This is a genomic window from Owariibacterium komagatae, assembly GCF_045865535.1.
Lineage (GTDB): Bacteria > Bacillota > Clostridia > Oscillospirales > Ruminococcaceae > Ruthenibacterium > Ruthenibacterium komagatae.
Map to the genome: position 1 here is coordinate 3,246,592 of NZ_AP031406.1, position 21,003 is coordinate 3,267,594.

At 55.5% G+C, this 21,003-nt stretch carries 18 protein-coding genes and 2 pseudogenes; 17 read left to right on the forward strand and 3 right to left on the reverse strand.

What is annotated here, in order from left to right; genetic code table 11:
- Window positions 1-79 precede the first annotated feature (79 nt).
- The 10 genes and pseudogenes from ACKTS9_RS16290 (at window position 80) to ACKTS9_RS16335 (ending at window position 10,951) form a co-directional block, all read left to right on the forward strand.
- Window positions 80-1,297 (forward strand): MFS transporter, encoded by a 1,218-nt coding sequence (locus ACKTS9_RS16290; RefSeq protein WP_407881833.1) that lies wholly within the window; start codon window positions 80-82, stop codon window positions 1,295-1,297.
- A gap of 173 nt (window positions 1,298-1,470) precedes the next feature.
- Window positions 1,471-2,418 (forward strand): annotated as a pseudogene (locus tag ACKTS9_RS16295) (family 78 glycoside hydrolase catalytic domain); the annotation flags it as partial.
- Between the two features lie 95 nt (window positions 2,419-2,513).
- Window positions 2,514-3,701, forward strand: a complete 1,188-nt coding sequence (locus tag ACKTS9_RS16300) for a hypothetical protein (protein ID WP_349216408.1) — start codon at window positions 2,514-2,516, stop codon at window positions 3,699-3,701.
- A 10-nt stretch (window positions 3,702-3,711) separates the two neighbouring features.
- A pseudogene (locus ACKTS9_RS16305) lies at window positions 3,712-3,834 on the forward strand (hypothetical protein); the annotation flags it as partial.
- Window positions 3,835-3,846: 12 nt separating this feature from the next.
- On the forward strand, window positions 3,847-4,803 hold the full coding sequence (locus tag ACKTS9_RS16310; protein WP_407881834.1) for an alpha/beta hydrolase: 957 nt from the start codon (window positions 3,847-3,849) through the stop codon (window positions 4,801-4,803).
- Window positions 4,790-7,123, forward strand: a complete 2,334-nt coding sequence (locus ACKTS9_RS16315) for a glycoside hydrolase family 3 C-terminal domain-containing protein (protein ID WP_349216406.1) — start codon at window positions 4,790-4,792, stop codon at window positions 7,121-7,123. The genes ACKTS9_RS16310 and ACKTS9_RS16315 overlap by 14 nt, the downstream gene beginning before the upstream one ends.
- A 2-nt stretch (window positions 7,124-7,125) precedes the next feature.
- The gene (locus ACKTS9_RS16320; protein WP_349216405.1) at window positions 7,126-8,400 is read left to right on the forward strand and encodes a rhamnulokinase; all 1,275 of its coding nucleotides are present in this window, start codon (window positions 7,126-7,128) and stop codon (window positions 8,398-8,400) included.
- On the forward strand, window positions 8,397-9,647 hold the full coding sequence (locus tag ACKTS9_RS16325) for an L-rhamnose isomerase (RefSeq protein WP_349216404.1): 1,251 nt from the start codon (window positions 8,397-8,399) through the stop codon (window positions 9,645-9,647). Before ACKTS9_RS16320 ends, ACKTS9_RS16325 begins: the two co-directional genes overlap by 4 nt.
- A gap of 5 nt (window positions 9,648-9,652) precedes the next feature.
- Window positions 9,653-10,465, forward strand: coding sequence for a rhamnulose-1-phosphate aldolase (gene rhaD, locus ACKTS9_RS16330; RefSeq protein WP_407881835.1), 813 nt, complete (start codon window positions 9,653-9,655; stop codon window positions 10,463-10,465).
- Between the two features lie 168 nt (window positions 10,466-10,633).
- On the forward strand, window positions 10,634-10,951 hold the full coding sequence (locus ACKTS9_RS16335; protein WP_407881836.1) for a YbjQ family protein: 318 nt from the start codon (window positions 10,634-10,636) through the stop codon (window positions 10,949-10,951).
- A gap of 71 nt (window positions 10,952-11,022) precedes the next feature.
- Here ACKTS9_RS16335 and ACKTS9_RS16340 read toward each other — a convergent pair whose 3' ends face one another.
- From ACKTS9_RS16340 to ACKTS9_RS16350, 3 genes are all read right to left on the reverse strand, one after another.
- Window positions 11,023-11,712, reverse strand: a complete 690-nt coding sequence (locus tag ACKTS9_RS16340) for a hypothetical protein (RefSeq protein ID WP_407881837.1) — start codon at window positions 11,710-11,712, stop codon at window positions 11,023-11,025.
- Window positions 11,709-12,035 (reverse strand): PadR family transcriptional regulator, encoded by a 327-nt coding sequence (locus tag ACKTS9_RS16345; protein ID WP_349216401.1) that lies wholly within the window; start codon window positions 12,033-12,035, stop codon window positions 11,709-11,711. The genes ACKTS9_RS16340 and ACKTS9_RS16345 overlap by 4 nt, the downstream gene beginning before the upstream one ends.
- Before the next feature lie 124 nt (window positions 12,036-12,159).
- Window positions 12,160-13,071, reverse strand: coding sequence for a LysR family transcriptional regulator (locus ACKTS9_RS16350; protein ID WP_407881838.1), 912 nt, complete (start codon window positions 13,069-13,071; stop codon window positions 12,160-12,162).
- Between the two features lie 190 nt (window positions 13,072-13,261).
- On the opposite strand from ACKTS9_RS16350, the gene ACKTS9_RS16355 reads away from it, so the two are divergent.
- From ACKTS9_RS16355 to ACKTS9_RS16385, 7 genes are all read left to right on the forward strand, one after another.
- The gene (locus ACKTS9_RS16355; protein WP_349214078.1) at window positions 13,262-14,473 is read left to right on the forward strand and encodes an iron-containing alcohol dehydrogenase; all 1,212 of its coding nucleotides are present in this window, start codon (window positions 13,262-13,264) and stop codon (window positions 14,471-14,473) included.
- Between the two features lie 147 nt (window positions 14,474-14,620).
- The gene (locus ACKTS9_RS16360; protein WP_407879851.1) at window positions 14,621-15,463 is read left to right on the forward strand and encodes a sulfide/dihydroorotate dehydrogenase-like FAD/NAD-binding protein; all 843 of its coding nucleotides are present in this window, start codon (window positions 14,621-14,623) and stop codon (window positions 15,461-15,463) included.
- A 2-nt stretch (window positions 15,464-15,465) separates the two neighbouring features.
- Entirely contained in the window at window positions 15,466-16,857 is a 1,392-nt protein-coding gene (gene gltA / locus ACKTS9_RS16365) for an NADPH-dependent glutamate synthase (RefSeq protein ID WP_407881839.1), read from the forward strand.
- A gap of 126 nt (window positions 16,858-16,983) precedes the next feature.
- Entirely contained in the window at window positions 16,984-18,393 is a 1,410-nt protein-coding gene (locus ACKTS9_RS16370) for an MATE family efflux transporter (protein WP_349216311.1), read from the forward strand.
- Between the two features lie 24 nt (window positions 18,394-18,417).
- On the forward strand, window positions 18,418-18,966 hold the full coding sequence (gene yfcE / locus ACKTS9_RS16375) for a phosphodiesterase (RefSeq protein ID WP_349216312.1): 549 nt from the start codon (window positions 18,418-18,420) through the stop codon (window positions 18,964-18,966).
- A 3-nt stretch (window positions 18,967-18,969) separates the two neighbouring features.
- Window positions 18,970-19,797, forward strand: coding sequence for a tRNA 2-thiocytidine biosynthesis TtcA family protein (locus ACKTS9_RS16380; protein WP_349216313.1), 828 nt, complete (start codon window positions 18,970-18,972; stop codon window positions 19,795-19,797).
- Window positions 19,798-19,905: 108 nt separating this feature from the next.
- Window positions 19,906-21,000 carry an ATP phosphoribosyltransferase regulatory subunit gene (locus ACKTS9_RS16385; RefSeq protein ID WP_349216314.1) on the forward strand — a complete coding sequence of 365 codons (1,095 nt, stop codon included), beginning with the start codon at window positions 19,906-19,908 and terminating at the stop codon, window positions 20,998-21,000.
- The last annotated feature ends 3 nt before the right edge of the window (window positions 21,001-21,003 follow it).

Sequence of the window (21,003 nt, forward strand, 5' to 3'; positions counted from 1 at the left end):
ACAACGGTTTGGGGCGGAGCGTTCCTGGTGGTCTTTCCCCATTATCTCCAAAATCATCGATGCCATCACCAATGTCATTATGGGGTATATCATCGACCGCACTCGCACTGCACAGGGCAAGGCGAGACCCTGGCTGCTGCTGAGCGCGCCGCTGTTGACGGTCACAGGCATTCTGCTTTTCACTGTGCCCAGTGCGTCGGAGACCGTACAGGTCATCTGGGTCATGGTCTCCTATAATCTGTTCTATTCCTTTGCCTACACCATCTTTAACATGAGCCACAACCTGATGGTACCGCTGTCCATCCGGGACACCACCCAGCGAGGTGGTCTCTCGGTGTTCAATCAGATTGCCACCATCATGATGAGTGGCATTTTGGTGGCACTGGTATTCCCCATGGTCATCACGCCCATGATCGGAGTGGACAAGAGCAAGTGGATGCTGCTCATGAGCGTGCTTTCCATCCTGGCACTGCCTTTGACGCTGCTGGAATACTACTTCACCAAAGAGCGAGTCACAGAGGAGTCACAGGCCGACGGCGGACAGTCCATTCCTTTTGCGGCGCAACTTAAGGCAATCTTCACGGATAAATACATGCTTTTGATCTATGCTTATTTTCTTATCTACACCGCTGGCAGCAGCATCAAAAACATCAGCCTGCCCTATTTTTGCAATTACGTGCTGGGTACTTACAACGACGGCATCACGCAGACATTGGTGTCTGCCATCGGCGGTATCCCCATGGGCATCGGCATTTTTGCTGTGTGGCCTTTGGCCAAAAAATTCGGCAAACGGAATGTAACTCTGACGGGCTTTATCCTTTATGCCGTTGGCAGCGCCGTCTGCTGGATGTTCCCTCACAGCATGGTGCTGGTGCTGGTGGGGCAGTTTATCAAAAATGTGGGAGGCCTGCCCTGCTCCTATGTGTTCATGGCACTGTTCGCAGACGTGCTGGATCATCTGGAATGGAAGACCGGCTTCCGCATTGACGGCATTGCCATGTCGGTGTACAACATCATTGCCGTGGCCATGGTGGGCGTGTGCACCGGTGTGTTCAACGGATGGCTGGCGGGGGCAGGCTATGTGGCCCCCGAGATGGTGGATGGCGTGACCCAGGCAGTCAGCCAGTCTGCTTCCGTGCAGAACATCATCATCTTTGGCTTCGTAGGCCTGGAGGTGTTCACCGGCATCATCCTGACTGTGCTGCTGATTTTCCTCAGCGTGGAAAAGAATATCGGCAAAAAGCAGGCGGAGATCAAGTCCCGCCGTGAAAAAGGCGAAGGGGGTCAAAAAGCGTGAATGCGATCCGGCTGAAAACGGAATATCTGACAAATCCGGTGGGTATCGACATCTCCCGGCCCCGGCTGTTCTGGAACTGTGATCAGGGAGAGAGACAGACTGCTTTTCAAATTGTGGCTGTCGATGACAGCGGCACACCCCTGTGGGACAGCGGCAAGGTGGAAAGCAATTCCATGCGGGCAGAGTGGGGGGGCAGCCCTGTCCCCGCAAAAACGAAGGTGCTGTGGAAGGTGCGTCTTTGGGATGAAAGCGGTGTTCCCGGTCCCTGGGCGGCGGCCACTTTTGAGACCGGCATTGGTCACTGGCAGGCGGACTGGATCACGGGTGACTACAAGGTGAACAAAAAACGGCGTTATCCCGTAGACTGTTTGCGCAAAATCTTCTCTGTTTCCGGGGTGAAAAAGGCCCGATTGTACATCACTGCCTGCGGTCTCTATGAAGCGAAGCTGAACGGAATCCGCGTGGGCAATATGATACTTGCGCCTGGCATTACGGATTACCGCAAGCGGGTGCAGTATCAGACCTGGGATGTAACCGGGCTGCTGCGGCAGGGCGAAAACGAGTTGACCGTGCAGCTTGCCGATGGCTGGTACCGCGGCTCCTGCGGTGCGTGGGGACTAAAAAACCAGTATGGAACGCAGACAAAGCTGCTGGCTCAGCTGGAACTTGTGCATGCCGACGGCAGCACTCGGACCATCGTGACCGACGACAGCTGGGATTGGAGCAGCGACGGCCCCATCCGCTTTGCTGACAACAAGGATGGTGAGGTGGTGGATGCTTCACGCGTCCCCGGCTACGGGGGAAAGGCGAAAGTCACCACCCACAACGTGGTTCCCACTGCTGCTAACAATGTGGCAGTGACCGAGCACGAGCAGCTCAAGCCTACCCTCATCACTACACCCGCCGGCAAAACTGTGCTGGACTTCGGTCAGAACATCGCGGGTTACGCCCGATTCACGGTGAAAGCCCGGGCGGGGCAGAGAATTTTTCTTCGTTTCGGCGAGCTGTTGGACGAAACCGGCGAATTCACCCAGAAGAACATCCAGTGTTCCAACAAGAAAATCACCACCCCCTGCAGCAGGTGGACTACACTTGCCGGGAAGGGGAAAACGACTATAAGACCACCTTTTCCATCTTCGGTTTTCAGTACATCCTGGTGGAGACCGACGTGCCCTTCCGTGCGGAGGACTTCACAGCCATTGCGGTGTATTCCGACATGGAGCGCACGGGATTTTTTGAGAGTTCCAACCCATTGCTGGACAAATTTGTGGAGAACACCGTCTGGAGCGCCAAGAACAACCATGCTGACCTTCCCACTGACTGCCCTACTCGGGAGCGCCACGGCTGGAGCGGCGACGCTCAGATCTTTTGCTCCACCGCCAGCTACCTGTTCGACTATGCTTCCATGGCCCGCAAATTTCAGTGGGATCTTGTGGACGCACAGCACAAAAACGGGTGCTTTACCCAGATCGCTCCGGTGGGCGGCGTGGACCATTACATGAACACCATTGACGGTTCGCCGGGCTGGTCCGATGCGGGGGTGTTCATCCCATGGGAGATATTCAAACGCTACGATGACCGAAAAATTCTGGAGGAAAATTACGGCGCCATGCGCCGCTTTGCCCTTTACAAAATCGGCACGCTGGGCCGTCATTACCTTACCAGTGCCCCCACCGGCATCCAGCGGAAATATCGCAAATACATCTCCAACTACGGGCAGTCCTATGGCGAATGGGCGGAACCGGTGGACGTGAAGCCCTTTGCCATCTCCGATTTTGTCTCTCCGCACCCGGAGGAGACCACTGCCTATATCGTGCTGCTCATGGAGCGGATGGCCGAGATTGCCGGCGTGCTGGGCCGTGAGACAGACGCTGCAGAATACCTTGTGACAGCTCAAAAGGTGCGAGAGGGTTACCAGGCGCTGGTGCGGGGCAAAAAACACAACTTGGACACCGACCGTCAGGCAAAGCTGGTGCGCCCTTTGTACATGAAGCTGCTGGACGAAGAACAGACCGTTTATGCAAAGAAGCGCCTGCTCCGGGCGCTGGACAACTATCGCTGGCGGCTGGGCACCGGCTTTCTTTCCACCCCGCTCATCCTCTATGTTCTGGCAGACATGGACATTGAATATGCCTACCGCCTTTTAGAGAATGAGGAGATACCCGGTTGGCTGTCCATGCCGAAAAACGGGGCAACCACCATCTGGGAGAGCTGGGAGGGAAAGACCGCTCAGGGCGGCGTGGCCTCTCTGAACCACTATTCCAAGGGGCGGTGGTCCAGTGGTTGTTTGACACTATGTGCGGCATCCGGGTGGACGGTGAGAATCACTTTGCCATTACACCCCGGCCCGGCGGGCATTTTACCCGGGCAAAGGCTGCCTACAACAGCGTCTATAGCCGGGTGAGAGCGGCTGGGAAAAGACAGACGGGGGCTGGATGTTCGCGGTGACTGTGCCCGTCAACTGTACGGCAGAGGTCCTTCTGCCGGACGGCTCCGTCCGGGAGCAGGGGCCCGGTACCGCTACCTATCCGATGTGAGAGGAGGACAGCATGAGCATCACACACAGCATGGTCTTTTCTTTTTGCAAAAAGGGTAAACGGCGGTATGTTTCCGGCCAGGACCAGAACTATCCCGCTCGGCGGGCTGAGGAGGAAAAACAGAATCGCTTTGCCAACGCGCCCCGGTCCGTTCACATCTGTCAGGTGCAGGCGGGTGACGTGACGGTAGAGTTGCTGAGCCATCCGAGAAATCCTACGGACAGGATCGTTCTGTACATCCACGGCGGCGGATTCGTGGTGGGCAGCGTGAAGACCCGGCGTATGTTCACAGGGTATCTGGTGACCAAGCTGGGGTTTAATGTGGCGGCCCCGGAATACCGCCTGGCCCCGGAGCATCCTTTCCCCGCGGCTCCGCGGGACTGCTTTGCAGCTTATCGGGCGCTGTTGGAAGAATACGCCCCGGAGCGCATTGTCCTTCTGGGAGAAAGCGCCGGCGGGAATCTGGTGCTGTCGCTCCTTCTTCAGATTAAAGAAGCAGGACTGCCTATGCCCGCAGCGGCTCTTTGCTTTTCTCCTTGTGTTCAGTTCGATCAGACATTTCCAAGTTATACCCGAAATCGGGCCACAGAAGCGATGGTGGATGACCTTTGGACAGAAACGCAGGAAGCTTACCTTGGAATAAAAGACAGCGCCGTTGTCCGCAACTCCTTTGCCGCACCTTACTACGGCAGCTTTGCAGGCTGTCCGCCCATTTGTCTGTGGGCGTCGGAGTCGGAGGTCCTGCGGGATGACAGCCTGATGCTGTTTGAAAAACTCAAGACGGAAGGACATCCCTGCAGACTGTATCTGCGCAAAGGGATGATTTACACATGGCTCATCATTCCCACCATCCCCGAGGCGAGGAAAGACTTGAAAACGGTAAAGGACTGCCTGGACCGGGCGATGGAGGGGACACTGCGAGGCTGCGCCGCCCCGATCCGATTGGAGGACTGGAATGGACAGGATTGAAATGATTTTGACGCAGATGTCCCTGGAGGAAAAGATTGCGCTTTGTTCCGGTAGAAGTTTTTGGGAAACGAAGACATACGAAAAGTATGGCATTCCCTCGCTGTTCATGTGCGACGGCCCCCACGGCCTGCGAAAACAGGAAAATGCTGCGGACATGATGGGAGTGAACGCCTCCCGGCCGGCCACCTGCTTCCCGGCTGAGGTGACCACCGCCGCCAGTTGGGACCCTGACCTGCTGGAACGAATCGGCGTCGCCGTGGCCGAAGAGGCAAAGGAACAGCAGGTGGGCTTGGTGCTTGGCCCCGGGGCAAATTTAAAACGCAATCCCCTGTGTGGACGGAATTTTGAATATTTCAGCGAGGATCCGTTTCTGGCGGGCAAGTTGGCGGCGGGCTTCATTCGAGGAGCCGAAGGCAGGGGCGTCGCTACCAGCCTTAAGCACTTCGCGGTAAACTCCCAGGAGTTCTGCCGCTTCAACTCTGACAGCATTCTGGACGAGCGCACCCTGCGGGAACTTTACCTCACTGCCTTCGAGATTGCCGTTCGGGAGGGAAAACCTTCCACGGTGATGTGCGCCTATCCCAAGCTCAACGGCACCCATTGCAGCGATCACGGACAACTGCTCACCGGCATCCTGCGCAAGGAGTGGGGGTTTGATGGTATGGTGATCACCGACTGGGGCGCTATGAACGACCGTATCGAGGGCTTTCGGGCGGGGTGCGACCTGAACATGCCCGGAGGAAGCGGCTATATGGAAAAAGATGTGCTGAAAGCGGTGAAATCCGGTGTGCTGCCGGAAAGTGCGGTGGACACTTCTGCCCGGCGGGTTCTGAAACTGGTACTGCAGGCGGCAGAAAGGCAGAAGAAACTCTGTGCCTGTGACTACGGTGCTCATCATACTCTTGCCCGGGAGGCGGCAGAGGCCGGAGCCGTTCTGCTGAAAAATGAGGACGGCGTGCTCCCTTTGGACGCAACTGCAAAAGTTGCCGTCGTAGGTGCGATGGCCCGGCAAATGCGTTACCAGGGAGCAGGTTCCAGCCACATCAACCCTCTGCGGCTGAGCCAGCCGCTGGAGGCACTTCCTGGCGCAATTTATGCGCCAGGCTGCGATGACCGGGGCGAAACGACCGAGACGCTGCTCCTTGAAGCGGCGAACGCCGCCCGCGGTGCAGACACGGCAGTGGTGTTCGCGGGACTGCCCGGCCATTTGGAGTCGGAGGGCTTTGATCGGGCAGATATGAGGATGCCGCAAGGGCACATTCGCATGATCGAGGCTGTGGCACAGGCAAACCCCAATACCGTTGTGGTTCTGCTGTGCGGCTGCGCGGTGGAGTGCCCCTGGGCTGACAGGGTTAAGGCCATCCTCTACATGGGCCTTCCCGGCCAGGCAGGAGGCGAAGCGGTGGCCGACCTGCTCTATGGCAGGGCCGACCCCGGCGGCAGGCTGGCGGAAAGCTGGCCTTTTGTCTACGGCGACGTGCCCTCTTCGGAGATTTACGACAAAACGAAGGACGCCCTTTATGAGGAGGGCATCTATGTGGGCTACCGCTTCTATGACAAGGCGGGTGTCCCGGTGCGGTGGCCCTTCGGCTTCGGCCTGAGTTACACAAGCTTTGCCTATTCCGACCTGACCATTGGGGGAGATACCGTTTGTGTGACGGTGAAAAACACCGGCGCGCGGGCCGGGTCCGAGGTGGTGCAGATGTACATTGCGCCGCCTTCCGGCGGGCTGCACCGCCCGGTGCGGGAACTGAAAAACTTCCGAAAGGTATTTTTGCAGCCCGGCGAAAGTGAGACGGTGACCTTTGCACTGGACGAGCGCGACTTTGCCCTCTGGCAGGACGGCTGGCGGGTGCCCGGCGGGCATTACACGGTGCACATTGGCGGCCTGAGTGCTGTCATCGAAAAGGCGGGCGCAGAACTGGTGCCACCGGCATGGCAGGCAGGAAGCTGGTACGAGACCTGCGCGGGCAAGCCCTGCCAAAAAGAATGGGAGACCATGCTGGGCAGGCGATATGTGCCACAAACGCCCCGGAAGGGCAGCTTTACCATGGACAACACCGTGGAGGAGATGAAGGACACCTCGCTGGTGATGCGGCTGTTCCATGGGGCGGTGGAACATACCATCGCTCGCTCCTTTGGCGGCAAGAAAGACCGTGAAAATCCGGAGTTTCGCATGCTGATGGCCTCCTCGGTAGGCTCTCCTCTTCGCAGCATGCAGATCTCCGGCGGCATGAAAGATGGCCTGATGCAGGGCTTGCTGGAAATGGCCAACGGCCATTATCTGCGTGGCATCTTGCGCATGATCAAGGGGGAATAAAGATGAGATACTGCCTTGCCATTGACATCGGTGCCTCCTCCGGACGCCACATTGTGGGCTGGATGGAAAACGGCAGAATGCAGACGGAAGAAGTCTATCGTTTCGCCAACGGCGTGCGCAGAGAGAAGGGTCATTTGGTGTGGGATGTGGAGACCCTGTTTCGGGAGGTGAAAGAGGGCATCGCGGCGGCTAAGGCTCGCTTTGCGACCATCGCCAGCCTTTCCATCGATACCTGGGGCGTGGATTACGTTCTTCTGAAAGGTGACAGAGAAGTACTGCCCGTCTATGCCTATCGGGATGGACGCACCGAAGCAGTCGTGTCGCTGGTGCATCGGCGGATGCCTTTTTCGGAGTTGTACCGCCGCACCGGGTGTCAGTTTCAGAGCTTCAATTCCCTCTATCAGCTTTATGCTGACAAGATATCCGGACGGCTGGATGGAATCACCGGCCTTTTGATGCTGCCGGAGTATCTGCTCTGGAAACTGTGCGGTGCGCAGGTGAGGGAGTATACCAATGCCACCACCACCGGACTGGTCAGCACCTGCACCGGGGAATACGACAACGGCATTCTGGAAGCAATGGACTTTCCCCGACAGCTGTTTCCAAAACTCTCCCGGCCCGGAAAGGTTCTGGGGGAATATGAGGGAATAAAATGCGTTCTCTGTGCCACCCACGATACTGCCTCGGCGGTAGAGGGAATCCCCATGGAGGGGAATCAACCTTATCTTTCGTCGGGCACGTGGTCTCTGCTGGGAGTCAAGACATCACGTCCGCTGACCGGCGAAAGCAGCCAAAAAGGCAACTGGTCCAACGAGGGCGGGGTGGGCTACAACCGTTATCAGAAAAACATTATGGGCATGTGGCTGGTCAACCAGCTGCGAAAAGAATTGTGCAACGGGCTGGGTTTTGCAGAAATCGTCCAGGCTGCGCAACAGAGCGACTGCGACGTGTCGGTTGACGCCAACGCCCCCGGATTTTTGGCGCCGGAAAGCATGAAGGATGCCTTTGACGCAGCTACCGGCGGTGCGCTGAAGGACGTGGGCGGCTATTTCCGCTGTGCTTTCCGTTCGCTGGCGCAGTGCTATGGTCAGGCTCTGCAGGAGTTGGAGATCAACACCGGGCGCAGTTTTGAAAAGTTGTATGTGGTGGGCGGAGGAGCTAAAAATGTCTGGCTCAACCGTCTGACACAAGAGGCTACCGGCAAAACCGTCATCGCTCTGCCCATCGAGGCCACGGCCCTGGGCAATCTCAAAATTCAAATGGAGGCGGTACAATGAGTTACGAACAGGCAAAAGCCAGATACGCAGCGCTGGGGATCGATACCGACGCGGCCATCGCCCGGCTGAAAAGTGTCCCGGTTTCTCTGCACTGCTGGCAGGGGGACGATGTCAGAGGCTTCGACACAGACCCTGCAAAACCCCTGACCGGGGGCATTCAAACTACGGGCAACTACCCGGGGCGTGCACGGACCCCGGAGGAACTGATGGCGGACATCGATCAGGTGCTGAAGCTCTGCCCCGGCACCAAAAAACTGAATCTTCACGCCAGTTATGCTATTTTTGAAAAGGGAGAGTGGGCGGACCGGGAGAAGCTGGAACCAAGGCACTTTAAAAAGTGGGTGGATTTTTGCAAGGCGCGGGGGCTCGGATGCGATTTCAACCCCACCTTTTTCTCCCATCCCAAGGCCGAGAGCCTGACCCTTTCTTCTCCGGAAGCAGAGGTGCGCCGGTTCTGGATCGACCACGGAAAGGCATGCATTCGCATCTCCAGCTATCTGGCCGAAGAGCTGGGCCAGCCTTGCATCATGAACATTTGGACGGGCGACGGCTTCAAGGACATTCCCGCAGACCGGATGGGTCCGCGGATGCGGTATCGGGAGGCCCTTGACGAGATCCTTTCCGAGCCTTACGATTTCGCCAGGGTCAAACCTTGCGTGGAGAGCAAGGTGTTCGGCATCGGCGTGGAGGCCTGTACTGTGGGCAGCGCCGAGTTCGCCCTCAGCTACGCCGCCATGAACCGGGAAAAGTGCATCCCGCTGATGGACAACGGTCACTACCATCCTACCGAAGTGGTGTCCGACAAGATACCGGCTCTGCTGACTTTTTTTCGGGAAATCGCGCTTCACATCACCCGCCCCATTCGTTGGGACAGCGACCATGTGGTACGGCTGGATGACGAAACCCAGGAACTCTGCAGGGAAATCGTCCGCTGCGGCGGCCTGGAGGGCCGGGTGAAGATTGCGCTGGATTACTTTGACGCATCCATCAATCGAATTGCCGCCTGGACCGTAGGTTTTCGCAATGTGCAGAAGGCGCTGCTGATGGCTCTGTGCACCCCGGATCTGACTGCATTGCAGAACAAAAATCGCTGGACGGAGCTGATGATTCTGCAGGAAGAACAGAAGACTCTGCCCTTCGGAGAAATCTGGGCGCAGTATTGCCGCGTATGCGGCGTCCCTGTCGACGGCGAGTGGTTCGCCGGGGTGAAGGCATATGAGAACGAAATTTTGAAAAGAAGAGGCTGACGGGCATGAATAATATTTTGAATGCTCCATTTATGGAAGAAATGAGAAAGACTACGGCGAATATGTACCGCCTTGGATGGGACGAGCGAAACGGAGGAAATATCAGTTGTCTGCTGGACGAAGGGGAGGTGCGGGAATACCTCGACCTGAACGTCGTTCTGCGCACCATTCCCCTGGGGTTTAACGCGGCCCCCCTGGCGGGACGGTTGTTTCTGGTCACCGGCACGGGAAAGTATTTCAAAAATATGGATGCCGACCCGGAGAACAATCTGGGCGTGGTGCGCATCACATCGGACGGTCAAGCCGCCGATCTGCTGTGGGGTTACCGGGACGGAGGCCGGTTCACTTCGGAATTCCCGGCCCATCTCATGAGCCACATTGCGCGTCTTGCGGTGGACCCCGAAAACCGCGTGGTGATGCACACCCATCCCACCCATACGCTGGCGATGAACTATATCCATGAGCTGGACGAAAAGAAGTTCACCCACACCCTTTGGGAGATGTGTACGGAGTGCATTGTAGTTTTCCCGGAGGGAGTGGGTGTGTTGCCCTGGATGCTCTGCGGCACAACCTCCATCGGCGAGGCCACTGCGGCTAAGATGAAGGATTTCCGCCTGGTGGTCTGGGCCATGCACGGTATTTATGGGGCAGGCAAAACGATGGATGAGACCTTTGGCTTGATCGAGACCGTGGAAAAGGCCGCTCAGATCTACATGCTTACCGCCCATCTTCCACGGCGTAATACCATTCAGGACGATCAGCTTCGGGAGTTGGCAGAGTTTTTTGGAGTCAACTATCGCAAAGATTTCCTCTCATAAGGATCATCAATATTGAGCGATTGCAGTAATAGAAGAAACCGTTGCTTCTGCCTTGCTTTTTGAAAAGGAATCGCTTATAATTGGGGTCAAATAAAGCGCCGCCAAGCAAGCGGTGAAGGAGTATCGAATTTCTTCCGACAGGAATCAACAGGGAACAGGAGGATGATTATGCTGATTGCTACAACAGATGAAATTCCCGGCAAAAAGTACGAAATCCTTGGAATTGTTGAGGGAAGCACCGTTCAGTCGGTTCACATTGGCAAAGATATCATGAATTCTTTGAAAACACTGGTTGGCGGGGAACTTACATCCTACAATGAAATGATGAACAATGCGCGCAAATTGGCCACGGAAAGAATGCTGGAGAATGCTCGCGCATTGAATGCAGATGCAGTTGTTTGTGTGAGATACTCTTCCTCGTCCATTATGCAGGGGGCTGCCGAGATTATTGCTTACGGGTCAGCAGTCAAATTTGTTTCGCAATAAACAATAACAGCAGAGTGCCGTCGGCTTTTCGAAAGCCGACGGCACTTGTGTTTCTGTGAGGGACGGAAAGGTTATTGCTGCTGTTGGGTATAGAACCGATCCAACCAGATATCGCAGAGTTTGTAGGTCCCGAGGAGCAAGGAAATCAACACAGGCGCGCACACGGCAGGAACAGAAAATAAGACAACACCCCGCAGCAAGGTGCTGCAGAGCAAGCATACCAACAGGGCAGCAAGGAAAAACAAGAAAGCCTTTTTATCTGAAGAAAGTCCTTTTTTCTGAACACTTTTTGAAAAAGAAGTTCGACAGATATATAGGACCAAGGCTCCTGCTGCACCGGGAATAAAAAGAAAGTTGATCAGCGAACCGAGACTGACGGGCAGGTATGGCCAGCTGTTTTGTACAAGTGCCTGCACCAAAGCGGAAATTGCCCAGATAATGGCTAAAATTCCCAGATAAAGGCCGCCGCTTCCCAGACCGTTGACGGCGAATTCCAACCATGTGCGGGAAGGTAGTTCTGCTAGCAAGGCGTCGCAAAAATCTTTTCCATCGCCCAGAACATCTGCCATGGAATCACCGCGGGTCTGCCCTTCCAGCATGATTTGAAGAATATCGCGCCGGACACGCTCCTGCTGGTATTCACTGATGCGGGAACCTCGCAGGTACACCACAATATCGGTTTCCAGTGCCTGATTTTCCGGTGAGAGAAGTTCGGAAAGCTGATTGTTCTCTTTCATCATTTTACGCACAATTCGATTCATAAAGATGCAGCCTCCTTTTTTCGATCGGACAGCAGACGGTCGACCGCCTGTGTCAGCTCGCGGTAATGCTCTACAAACTGACGGTACTCCTGTTGACCTTGTGGTGAAAGGGAGTAATACTTCCGTTTTGGTCCCAGTTCGGAAGGACGATAAACCGATTGCACCCATCCGTTTTTTTCCAAACGCAGCAGCAGGGGATAAATGGTGCCCTCGGTGATCTTTCCGAACCCATAGGCCTGTAACTGCTGAGAAATTTCGTAACCGTAAGTTTCCTGATCGGATATGATCGCCAGAATGCAGCCTTCCAGTGTTCCTTTGAGCATTTGAGAAGGGATCAAGCGAGATCACCTACCTTGCAATACAAAATACTGTAACTATATTGTATTGCATAATACTGCTTTTGTCAAGAGAAAACCCGGGCAGCTTCTAGAAGCCGCCCGGGTTTCTTTAGACTTGCATGAGTGCATTGATTTTTTCATGGACGGTATCCAAAAAGCCAGACGCTGCGTCCGGAAGATGACCGCGCCAGATAGCGGCGTCCCGATACACCCAGCCGGAGGAGCAGGGTCGCTGTACCAGTTGTTCCCGCTCCAGAACTTCAGCGGGCATTGGGCTGACCCACATAAAGCTACCGCGAACACTGCGAAGCACATCGAACTGCGCAGCGCGATCGTAGACCAGAATATGTGAACCCGACTGGCTGTCCTGCGCCGTGGGAGATACATCCTCCGGAGAGGTGGCGGTGATGTCCCCATGTAGGACTTCAGGGTATTCTGCCAATCGGCTGGGGGAAATATCTGCGATGGGAGCCAGCGGATGGCTTTTGTGCATAAGTGCCACCATATGGAAATCCCACAGAGGAGCCAGGTGTAGCCCTTTAGCAGCGGCCAGTCCCTCAAAGTAATCCGCCCGTTCGGTGTGGTAGCGCACGATGCCCAGTTGTGCGTCACCGGTGAAAACGGTTTGGATGGTGTCGCTGGCATTGGCCTCTCGATATTGCAGGCGGAAATGCCCGTTGGCATGCCCTTGTGCCCATTGGCAGAACGCGCTTGCTACATAGCTGGCGCGAGGGACGCACAGAGAAAGCTGTACTTCGGTTTGTCCCTGGGGCTGATAAAGGGCTTTCAAGCTTTCCACCTGGCTGAGAATTTTACGGGCATACACCAAAAATTCTTCTCCGGCTCGAGTGGGCTCAATTCCTTGGGCAGTGCGCCGAAACAGTGGGCATCCAAGTTCCTCTTCCAGTTCTCGAAGCGCCTTGGATAAGTTGGGCTGGCCCATGTACAGCTTTTTGGCTGCTTTGCTGATAGAGCCGCATTGTGCAATTTCTACTGCATAGCGCATCTGGGTCAGATCCATACAAAATCTTCCTTCCTTGGATATTGTTAAAAAATAAACAAGCTATTCTTTTTTCATATAGCCCTTATTCCTATTATACATTTTACAATGGAAAAAGAAAATGATAATATTTTAACAAAGGGAAGCGGAGAGCTTCCAAAATACAATCGTGCCGGGTTTGCCCGGAACATATAAGATGGAGGTCATTACAATGGCACGTTTTACATTACCCCGTGATCTGTATCATGGCAAAGGTTCTTTGGAAGAGCTGAAAAACCTGAAAGGCAAAAAGGCCATCGTGGTTGTTGGCGGCGGCAGCATGCGTCGTTTCGGCTTTTTGGACCGCGCCGTTTCTTATTTGAAAGAAGCCGGCATGGAAGTTGAGCTGTTCGAGAACGTCGAACCGGATCCTTCCGTGACCACCGTTATGAAAGGCGCCGAGGCTATGCGCAAATTCCAGCCTGACTGGATCGTGGCCATGGGCGGCGGCAGCCCCATCGACGCTGCGAAAGCTATGTGGGCGTTCTATGAGTATCCCGACTGCACCTTCGAGCAGCTGATCACTCCGTTCAGCTTCCCCGAGCTGCGTCAGAAAGCGCACTTCTGCGCCATTCCTTCCACTTCCGGCACTGCGACCGAAGTGACTGCGTTCTCCGTCATCACCGACTATGACAAGGGCATCAAATATCCTCTGGCTGACTTCAACATCACTCCGGACGTGGCCATCGTTGACCCGGATCTGGCTGAGAAAATGCCCCCGAAGCTGACCGCTCACACCGGTATGGACGCTATGACCCACGCGATTGAGGCTTATGTGTCCACTCTGCACTGCAACTACACCGATCCTCTGGCTCTGCACGCCATCAAGATGATCCACAATGATCTGAAGAAATCCTATGACGGCGATATGGATGCTCGCGATCGTATGCACGACGCACAGTGCCTGGCCGGCATGGCGTTCTCCAACGCGCTGCTGGGCATCGTTCACTCCATGGCTCACAAGACCGGCGCTGCGTTCTCCGGTGGCCACATCATCCATGGCGCTGCCAACGCAATGTATCTGCCGAAGGTCATCAAATACAACTCCAAAGTTCCTGAGGCTGCTGAGCGCTATGCTGAAATCGCCCGCTTCATCAACCTGCCCGGCAACACCACCGAAGAGCTGGTGGACGCTTTGATTGCTGAGCTGCGCGAGATGAACAAACAGCTGAACATTCCTCTGTCCATCAAGAACTATGGCGAGGGCGGCGTGATTGCTGAGAACAGCATCATCGACGAGAAAGAGTTCAACGAGAAGCTGCATGACGTGGCTGCCAATGCCATTGCCGACGCCTGCACCGGCTCCAACCCCCGTCAGCCCAGCCAGGAAGATATGGAGAAACTGATGCTGGCTGTGTATTATGACAAAGAGATCGATTTCTAATCGAATTTTTTGCCGGAATTGACAAAAGCATAAATCGGGGCGCATTCCAGTCCGCATTTGTGCTATACTGGAAAGGCGAAGCCGCTGGGCAGCGGCTTCGCCTTTTTCAAAGTGAAGTTGTCACCGTTTTTTAAGGAGTGAAGGACATTGTACAAAATTTTAGAGAAGGAAGCGCTGAACCCGACGGTCACCAAAATGGTGATCGAAGCACCGCTGGTGGCTCATAAAGCGCAGCCCGGCCAGTTTATCATCTTCCGCGCCAGCGAAGACGGCGAGCGGGTGCCGCTGACCATTGCGGACTATGACCGCGAGAAGGGAACCGTTACGATTATCTTCCAGATCGTGGGCGCTGCGACCATGGAACTGAATGCACTGAACGAAGGCGACAGCCTGGTGGACTTCGTGGGACCTCTGGGCACGCCTAGCCACCTGGACGGCCTGAAAAAGGTAGCTGTTGTAGGCGGCGGCGTGGGTTGTGCCATTGCATATCCCACAGCCAAAAAACTGCATGAGCTGGGCGCTGAGGTACACTCGATCGTGGGCTTCCGCAACAAAGATCTGGTCATTCTGGAAAAAGAGTTTGAAGCAGTTTCCAACCGTGTGGTGAAGATGTCCGACGATGGAACCTGGGGCGAAAAAGGCCTGGTCACCAACGCTCTGGAAGCGCTGATCAAAGAGGGCAATCAGTACGACGAAGTGATTGCCATCGGTCCGCTGGTCATGATGAAGTTTGTGTGCAAACTGACCAAAGAATACAACATCAAAACCACCGTGTCCATGAACCCGATCATGATCGACGGCACCGGCATGTGCGGCGGCTGCCGTTTGACCGTGGGCGGCGAAACCAAGTTTGCCTGTGTGGACGGCCCGGACTTTGACGGCCATCTGGTGGATTTTGACGAGGCGATGCACCGCGGCAGCATGTACCGCGATTTTGAAGCGCACGCCCGTGAAGCAGAGTGCAATCTGCTGAAAAAGGAGGTCAAATAATCATGCCTAACATGGACCCGAAAAAATGCCCGATGCCGGTACAGGACCCGGAAGTGCGCAATAAGAACTTCAACGAGGTTGCGCTGGGCTATACCTACGATATGGCGGTCAACGAGGCAAAACGCTGCCTGCACTGCAAAAACAAACCCTGTGTGTCCGGCTGCCCGGTGGGCATTGATATCCCCGGCTTTATTGCCAAAGTGGCCGAAGAGGATATGGAGGGCGCTTATCAGATTCTGTCTGCCTCTTCCGCGCTGCCCGCTGTTTGCGGCCGTGTCTGCCCCCAGGAAAACCAGTGCGAGGGCAAATGTGTGCGCGGCATCAAGACTGAGAGTGTAGGCATTGGTCGTCTGGAGCGCTTTGTGGCCGACTGGCACCGGGAGCACTGCACAGAGAAGCCGCAGATGCCTGTTTCCAACGGCCATAAAGTGGCGGTGATCGGCTCCGGTCCTTCCGGCCTGACGGCTGCCGGCGACCTGGCCAAGATGGGCTATAAGGTGACGGTGTACGAAGCACTGCACACTCCCGGCGGCGTGCTGGTTTACGGCATTCCTGAGTTCCGTCTGCCCAAAGAGATCGTCCGCAAGGAGATCGAGGGCCTGAAGGAAATCGGTGTGGACGTGGAGACCGACGTAGTCATCGGCCGCACACTGACCATCGACGAACTGTTCGACATGGGCAACGAGGCCGTGTTCATCGGCTCCGGTGCAGGCCTGCCCCGGTTTATGGGGATCCCCGGTGAGAGCCTGAACGGTGTGTATTCCGCCAACGAGTTTTTGACCCGCATCAACCTGATGAAGGCTTACAAAGAGAATGCCAAAACGCCCATTCAGCACGCGAAAAACGTGGCCATTGTGGGCGGCGGCAACGTGGCGATGGATGCTGCCCGCTGCGCAAAGCGCCTGGGCGCGGAGAACGTGTACATTGTGTATCGCCGCGGCATGGAAGAGCTGCCTGCCCGTAAGGAAGAAGTGGAGCACGCAGAGGAAGAGGGCATTATCTTCAAAACCCTGTCCAACCCCATTGAAGTGCTGGGCGACGAAAAAGGCTATGTAAAAGGCATGGTCTGCCAGGAGATGGAGCTGGGTGAGCCGGATGCTTCCGGCCGCCGCCGTCCTGTGGCGAAAGAGGGCTGCACCTTTACGCTGGATGTGGACTGCATGGTCATGTCCATCGGCACCAGCCCCAACCCGCTGATCCGGTCCACCACGCCGGGTCTGGAGACCAACAAGCACGGCTGTATCATCACCAACGGCGAGGACGGCCTGACCACGCGCAACGCAGTGTATGCGGGCGGTGACGCGGTCACGGGCGCAGCCACGGTGATTCTGGCCATGGGCGCGGGCAAAAGCGCTGCCAAGGCCATTGATGAGTACATCAAGAGCAAAGAATAATATGGATTCCCGGCGCAGGGCCCAAACCGGTTGAATGGTTTGGGTCCTGCGCCATTTTGTGACCGATTGCGCCACCGCAGAAACCGTGTTAAAATAAAAACGTATGACGGGTGAGGAGGCGGCGCAATGAACGCCTTTTTGGCAAAAATTTTTTGTGCACAGCATATCTTGAAGAACACCGCTCCACAGGGGGAACTACCGGATGACGCATCGCTGCTGCGTCGTACGATTCGGGTGGCATGGCCCTCTACACTTGAGTCGCTTTTGGTGGCGCTGGTGGGCATGGTGGACACCATCATGGTATCCCGTTTGGGTGCGTATGCCATTGCGGCAGTCGGATTGACGACCCAGCCCAAATTTATTTGTCTGGCTCTTTTCATGTCTCTGAATATTGCAGTGTCTGCTTTGGTGGCACGCCGCAAGGGCGAGGGAGACCGGGAAGGTGCCAACCGCGTATTGACGCAGGCGATTGTTCTTACGCTGCTGTTCACTGTGGTCATTACCGCGTTGGCTTTTGTGCTTGCCGATCCGATTTTGCGCCTTGCGGGCACCAATGAGGATACCCACGAAAGCGCGGCGATTTATTTCCGCATTATCTCGGCGGGAATGGTGTTCAATGTGGTGAGTATGGTCATCAATGCAGCGCAGCGCGGCGCGGGAAATACCAAAATCGCCATGCGCACCAATCTGGTTTCCAATGGCGTGAACATTGTGTTCAATTACCTGCTCATTGAGGGACGTTTCGGTTTTCCACGCTTGGGCGTGGCCGGAGCGGCGGTGGCTACGGTGATCGGAACAATGGTGGCTCTGGGAATGAGCGTTCTGTCTGTGATGCATCCGGAGGGCTTTTTGCATCTTCAGTTTCAGCGCGCGCGTTTCCGCCTGGAAAAAAGCACACTGGCGACCATTGCCAACATCGGTTCTTCTTCCCTGGCAGAGCAACTGTTTCTTCGTTTTGGATTCCTGACGTATACCATGATCGTCGCGCGGCTGGGGACCACTGCGTTCGCGGCGCATCAGGTGGGCATGAATGTGATCACGATTTCCTTTGCGATCGGCGACGGCCTTTCGGTGGCCTCGGTTGCACTGGTGGGGCAGAGCCTGGGCGAAAGGCGCGGCGATCTGGCGCGGGTGTATCTGGCCTTCTGCCAGCGGGCAGGCTTGTTTTGTTCGCTTTCGGTGGCGCTTTTGTACTCCACGGTAGGGCGCAACATTTTCCGCCTTTTTTCTTCAGAGGAGGAAATTCTGGTCCATGGCGATATGATCATGCGCATGGTTGCCCTAATCGTTGTGATGCAGGTGGCGCAGGTCATTTCCAGCGGCTGCCTGCGCGGCGCGGGCGACACGCGATATGTGGCGGTGGTCTCTCTTGTGAGCGTGGCGTGCATCCGTCCGCTCTCCGGTTATCTGTTCACTTACACCGCCGGGCTGGGGTTGTTTGGCGCATGGCTGGGTCTGGTGCTGGATCAGTTTATGCGTCTGTTCCTCACCACGCTGCGTGTGCGCTCGGGGAAATGGCTCAACATCCGGATTTGATTTTTTAGAAAAGGAACGATGAACATGAAATTGATGTTTGCAAGCGACCTTCACGGTTCGGCTTATTACGCCCGCAAAGTGGCGGAATTGTATCAGAAAGAAAAGGCGGAGAAACTGATCCTGTTGGGGGATCTTTTGTATCACGGCCCCCGCAACGACTTGCCTCGGGATTACGCGCCCAAAGAGGTAATTGCGCTGCTCAATGGCTTGAAAAACGAGATTCTGGCCGTGCGCGGCAACTGCGAGGCGGAAGTGGACCAGATGGTGCTGAAATTTCCGGTTATGGCGGATTATGCAGCTCTCTGGCTGGAAGGGCGCATGGTCTTTCTGACCCATGGCCATTTGTTCAACGAAGAGCATATGCCCTGCCTGCACAAAGGAGATGTGCTGATTCACGGCCACACTCATGTGCGGGTGGCGGCGGACCGGGGCGATTATTTCTTCTTGAACCCCGGCAGTGTCTCCATTCCCAAGGGTGACGGTATTCACAGCTATATGGTGTACGAAGACGGTGTGTTCACCACAAAAGATCTGGACGGCAATGTGCTGGAAACGCTGTCCATCCGGCGGTGAAGCATGGAAAAAAGAGTTGAAATTGAACGCAGCATTATAAAAAAATACAAAAAGCCGATCTGGCATCGTTTCATCGGCGCCTGCAAGGACTATCAGTTGGTGCAGGCGGGAGATGTCATTGCGGTCTGCATTTCCGGCGGTAAGGACAGTTTTTTGCTGGCCAAGTGCATGCAGCATCTGGCCCGCCACTCGGACGTTCCTTTTGAAGTGAAGTTTTTGTGCATGGACCCCGGTTACCGGGCTGAAAATCGGGCGCTGATCGAGGAGAACGCCGAAAAAATGGGGATTCCGCTGCATATTTTCGAGACGGACATCTTTGACAGTGTGGCAAATGTCACTCAGTCGCCCTGTTATTTGTGTGCCCGGATGCGTCGCGGCCATCTGTATAAAAACGCGCAGGCGCTGGGCTGCAATAAAATTGCTCTGGGGCATCATTTTGATGATGTGATCGAGACCGCGCTGATGAGCATGATCTGGGGCGCGGAGCTGAAAACCATGCTGCCCAAGCTTCACAGCACCAATTATCCGGGAATGGAGCTTATCCGGCCGTTGTACCTGGTGCGCGAGGCAGATATCCTGGCCTGGAAACGATACAACGACTTGCGCTTTTTACAGTGTGCCTGCCGCTTTACCGAGCAGGACGAGAGTGAAGCCAGTGCCGGACATGGCGCCCGGGGGCAGACCAAAGAACTGGTACGTCTTTTGCGTCAGATGAATCCCAAAGCGGACATCAATATCTTCCACAGTCTGCACAATGCGAATTTGAACATGCTGCCCGGTTATACGCTGGATGGAAAACTCCACAGCTTTTTGGATGAATACGACAGTTGATCTGAGCACGGTTTTGGAAACAAAACCGTGCTTTTTTCTTGACATTTTTTAAGAGATGCTTTATTATGCTATTATACTAAAGTGATGAAGTGAAAGGCGGGGACTGCAATGGAAACAGGGCTGCGGCTGAAAAAGGAAGAGGTGGTGCTGCGCCTGCGGGAGCTGTACCGCCGTTACGGATATCTTCCCTATAAGATGAGCAAATTTGAAGAGTACGATTTGTATGTGCGAAACAAAAGCTTTTTGGTCAGCGACAACATTCTGACGTTCACGGACATTGATGGAAAGCTGATGGCATTGAAACCGGACGTGACGCTGTCGATTTTGAAAAACTCCCGCCAGGAAGCGGGCCTGCAAAAGGTGTACTACAATGAGAATGTATATCGCACCTCTCCGGGGGCGCATGGCTATCGGGAAATTTTGCAGGCAGGGTTGGAATGCATTGGAGATCTGGACGGTTATGCCGTAGGCGAGGTGGTTATGCTGGCCGCCCGCAGTTTGGAACTTATTTCGCCGGATTATCTGCTGGATCTCAGCCATTTGGGATTTGTGACCGGGTTGTTGGAGCCACTAAAACTGGAAGAAGAGCAGCAGCGCAGTTTGCTGGAGGCAGTGGGACAGAAAAATACCGCTGCATTGGAGGTGTTGGCAGCCCGGTATGCGTTGCCGGAGCAAACACGGGACGTTTTGTGTCGGCTGGCACTTTTGTATGCGCCGCCGGAAGAGGCGCTGCCCCAGCTGGAACAGATGGTGTGCACAGAAGAGATGGCCGCGGCTTTGGACGAACTGCGCCAGCTGTGCGGTCTGATGGAACAGTACGGCCTGGATGACCGCCTGCGCCTGGACTTTTCCGTCGCGGATGATACGCGTTATTACAGCGGTGTCGTATTCCGGGGCTTTTTGCCCGGGTTGGCTGCGGGGGTACTCTCCGGCGGCCGGTACGATCACATGGTTCACAAAATGGGACGACCGGGCGGCGCCATTGGATTTGCAGTTTATCTGGACTTGTTGGAAGGGTATTTTGCCGTGCCAAAGGGCTATGATGTGGATGTGCTTTTGCTGTACGATGAGGGCGTTTCGCCGGCCCGGGTAGCTGCGGCGGCCAATGCGGTGCTGGCCAGCGGAAAGACGGTACGGGTGGAGCGGCAGATTCCGCCGGAACTTCAGTACCGGGAGCTCCGCACGCTGAAGGAGAGAGGGTGAAGG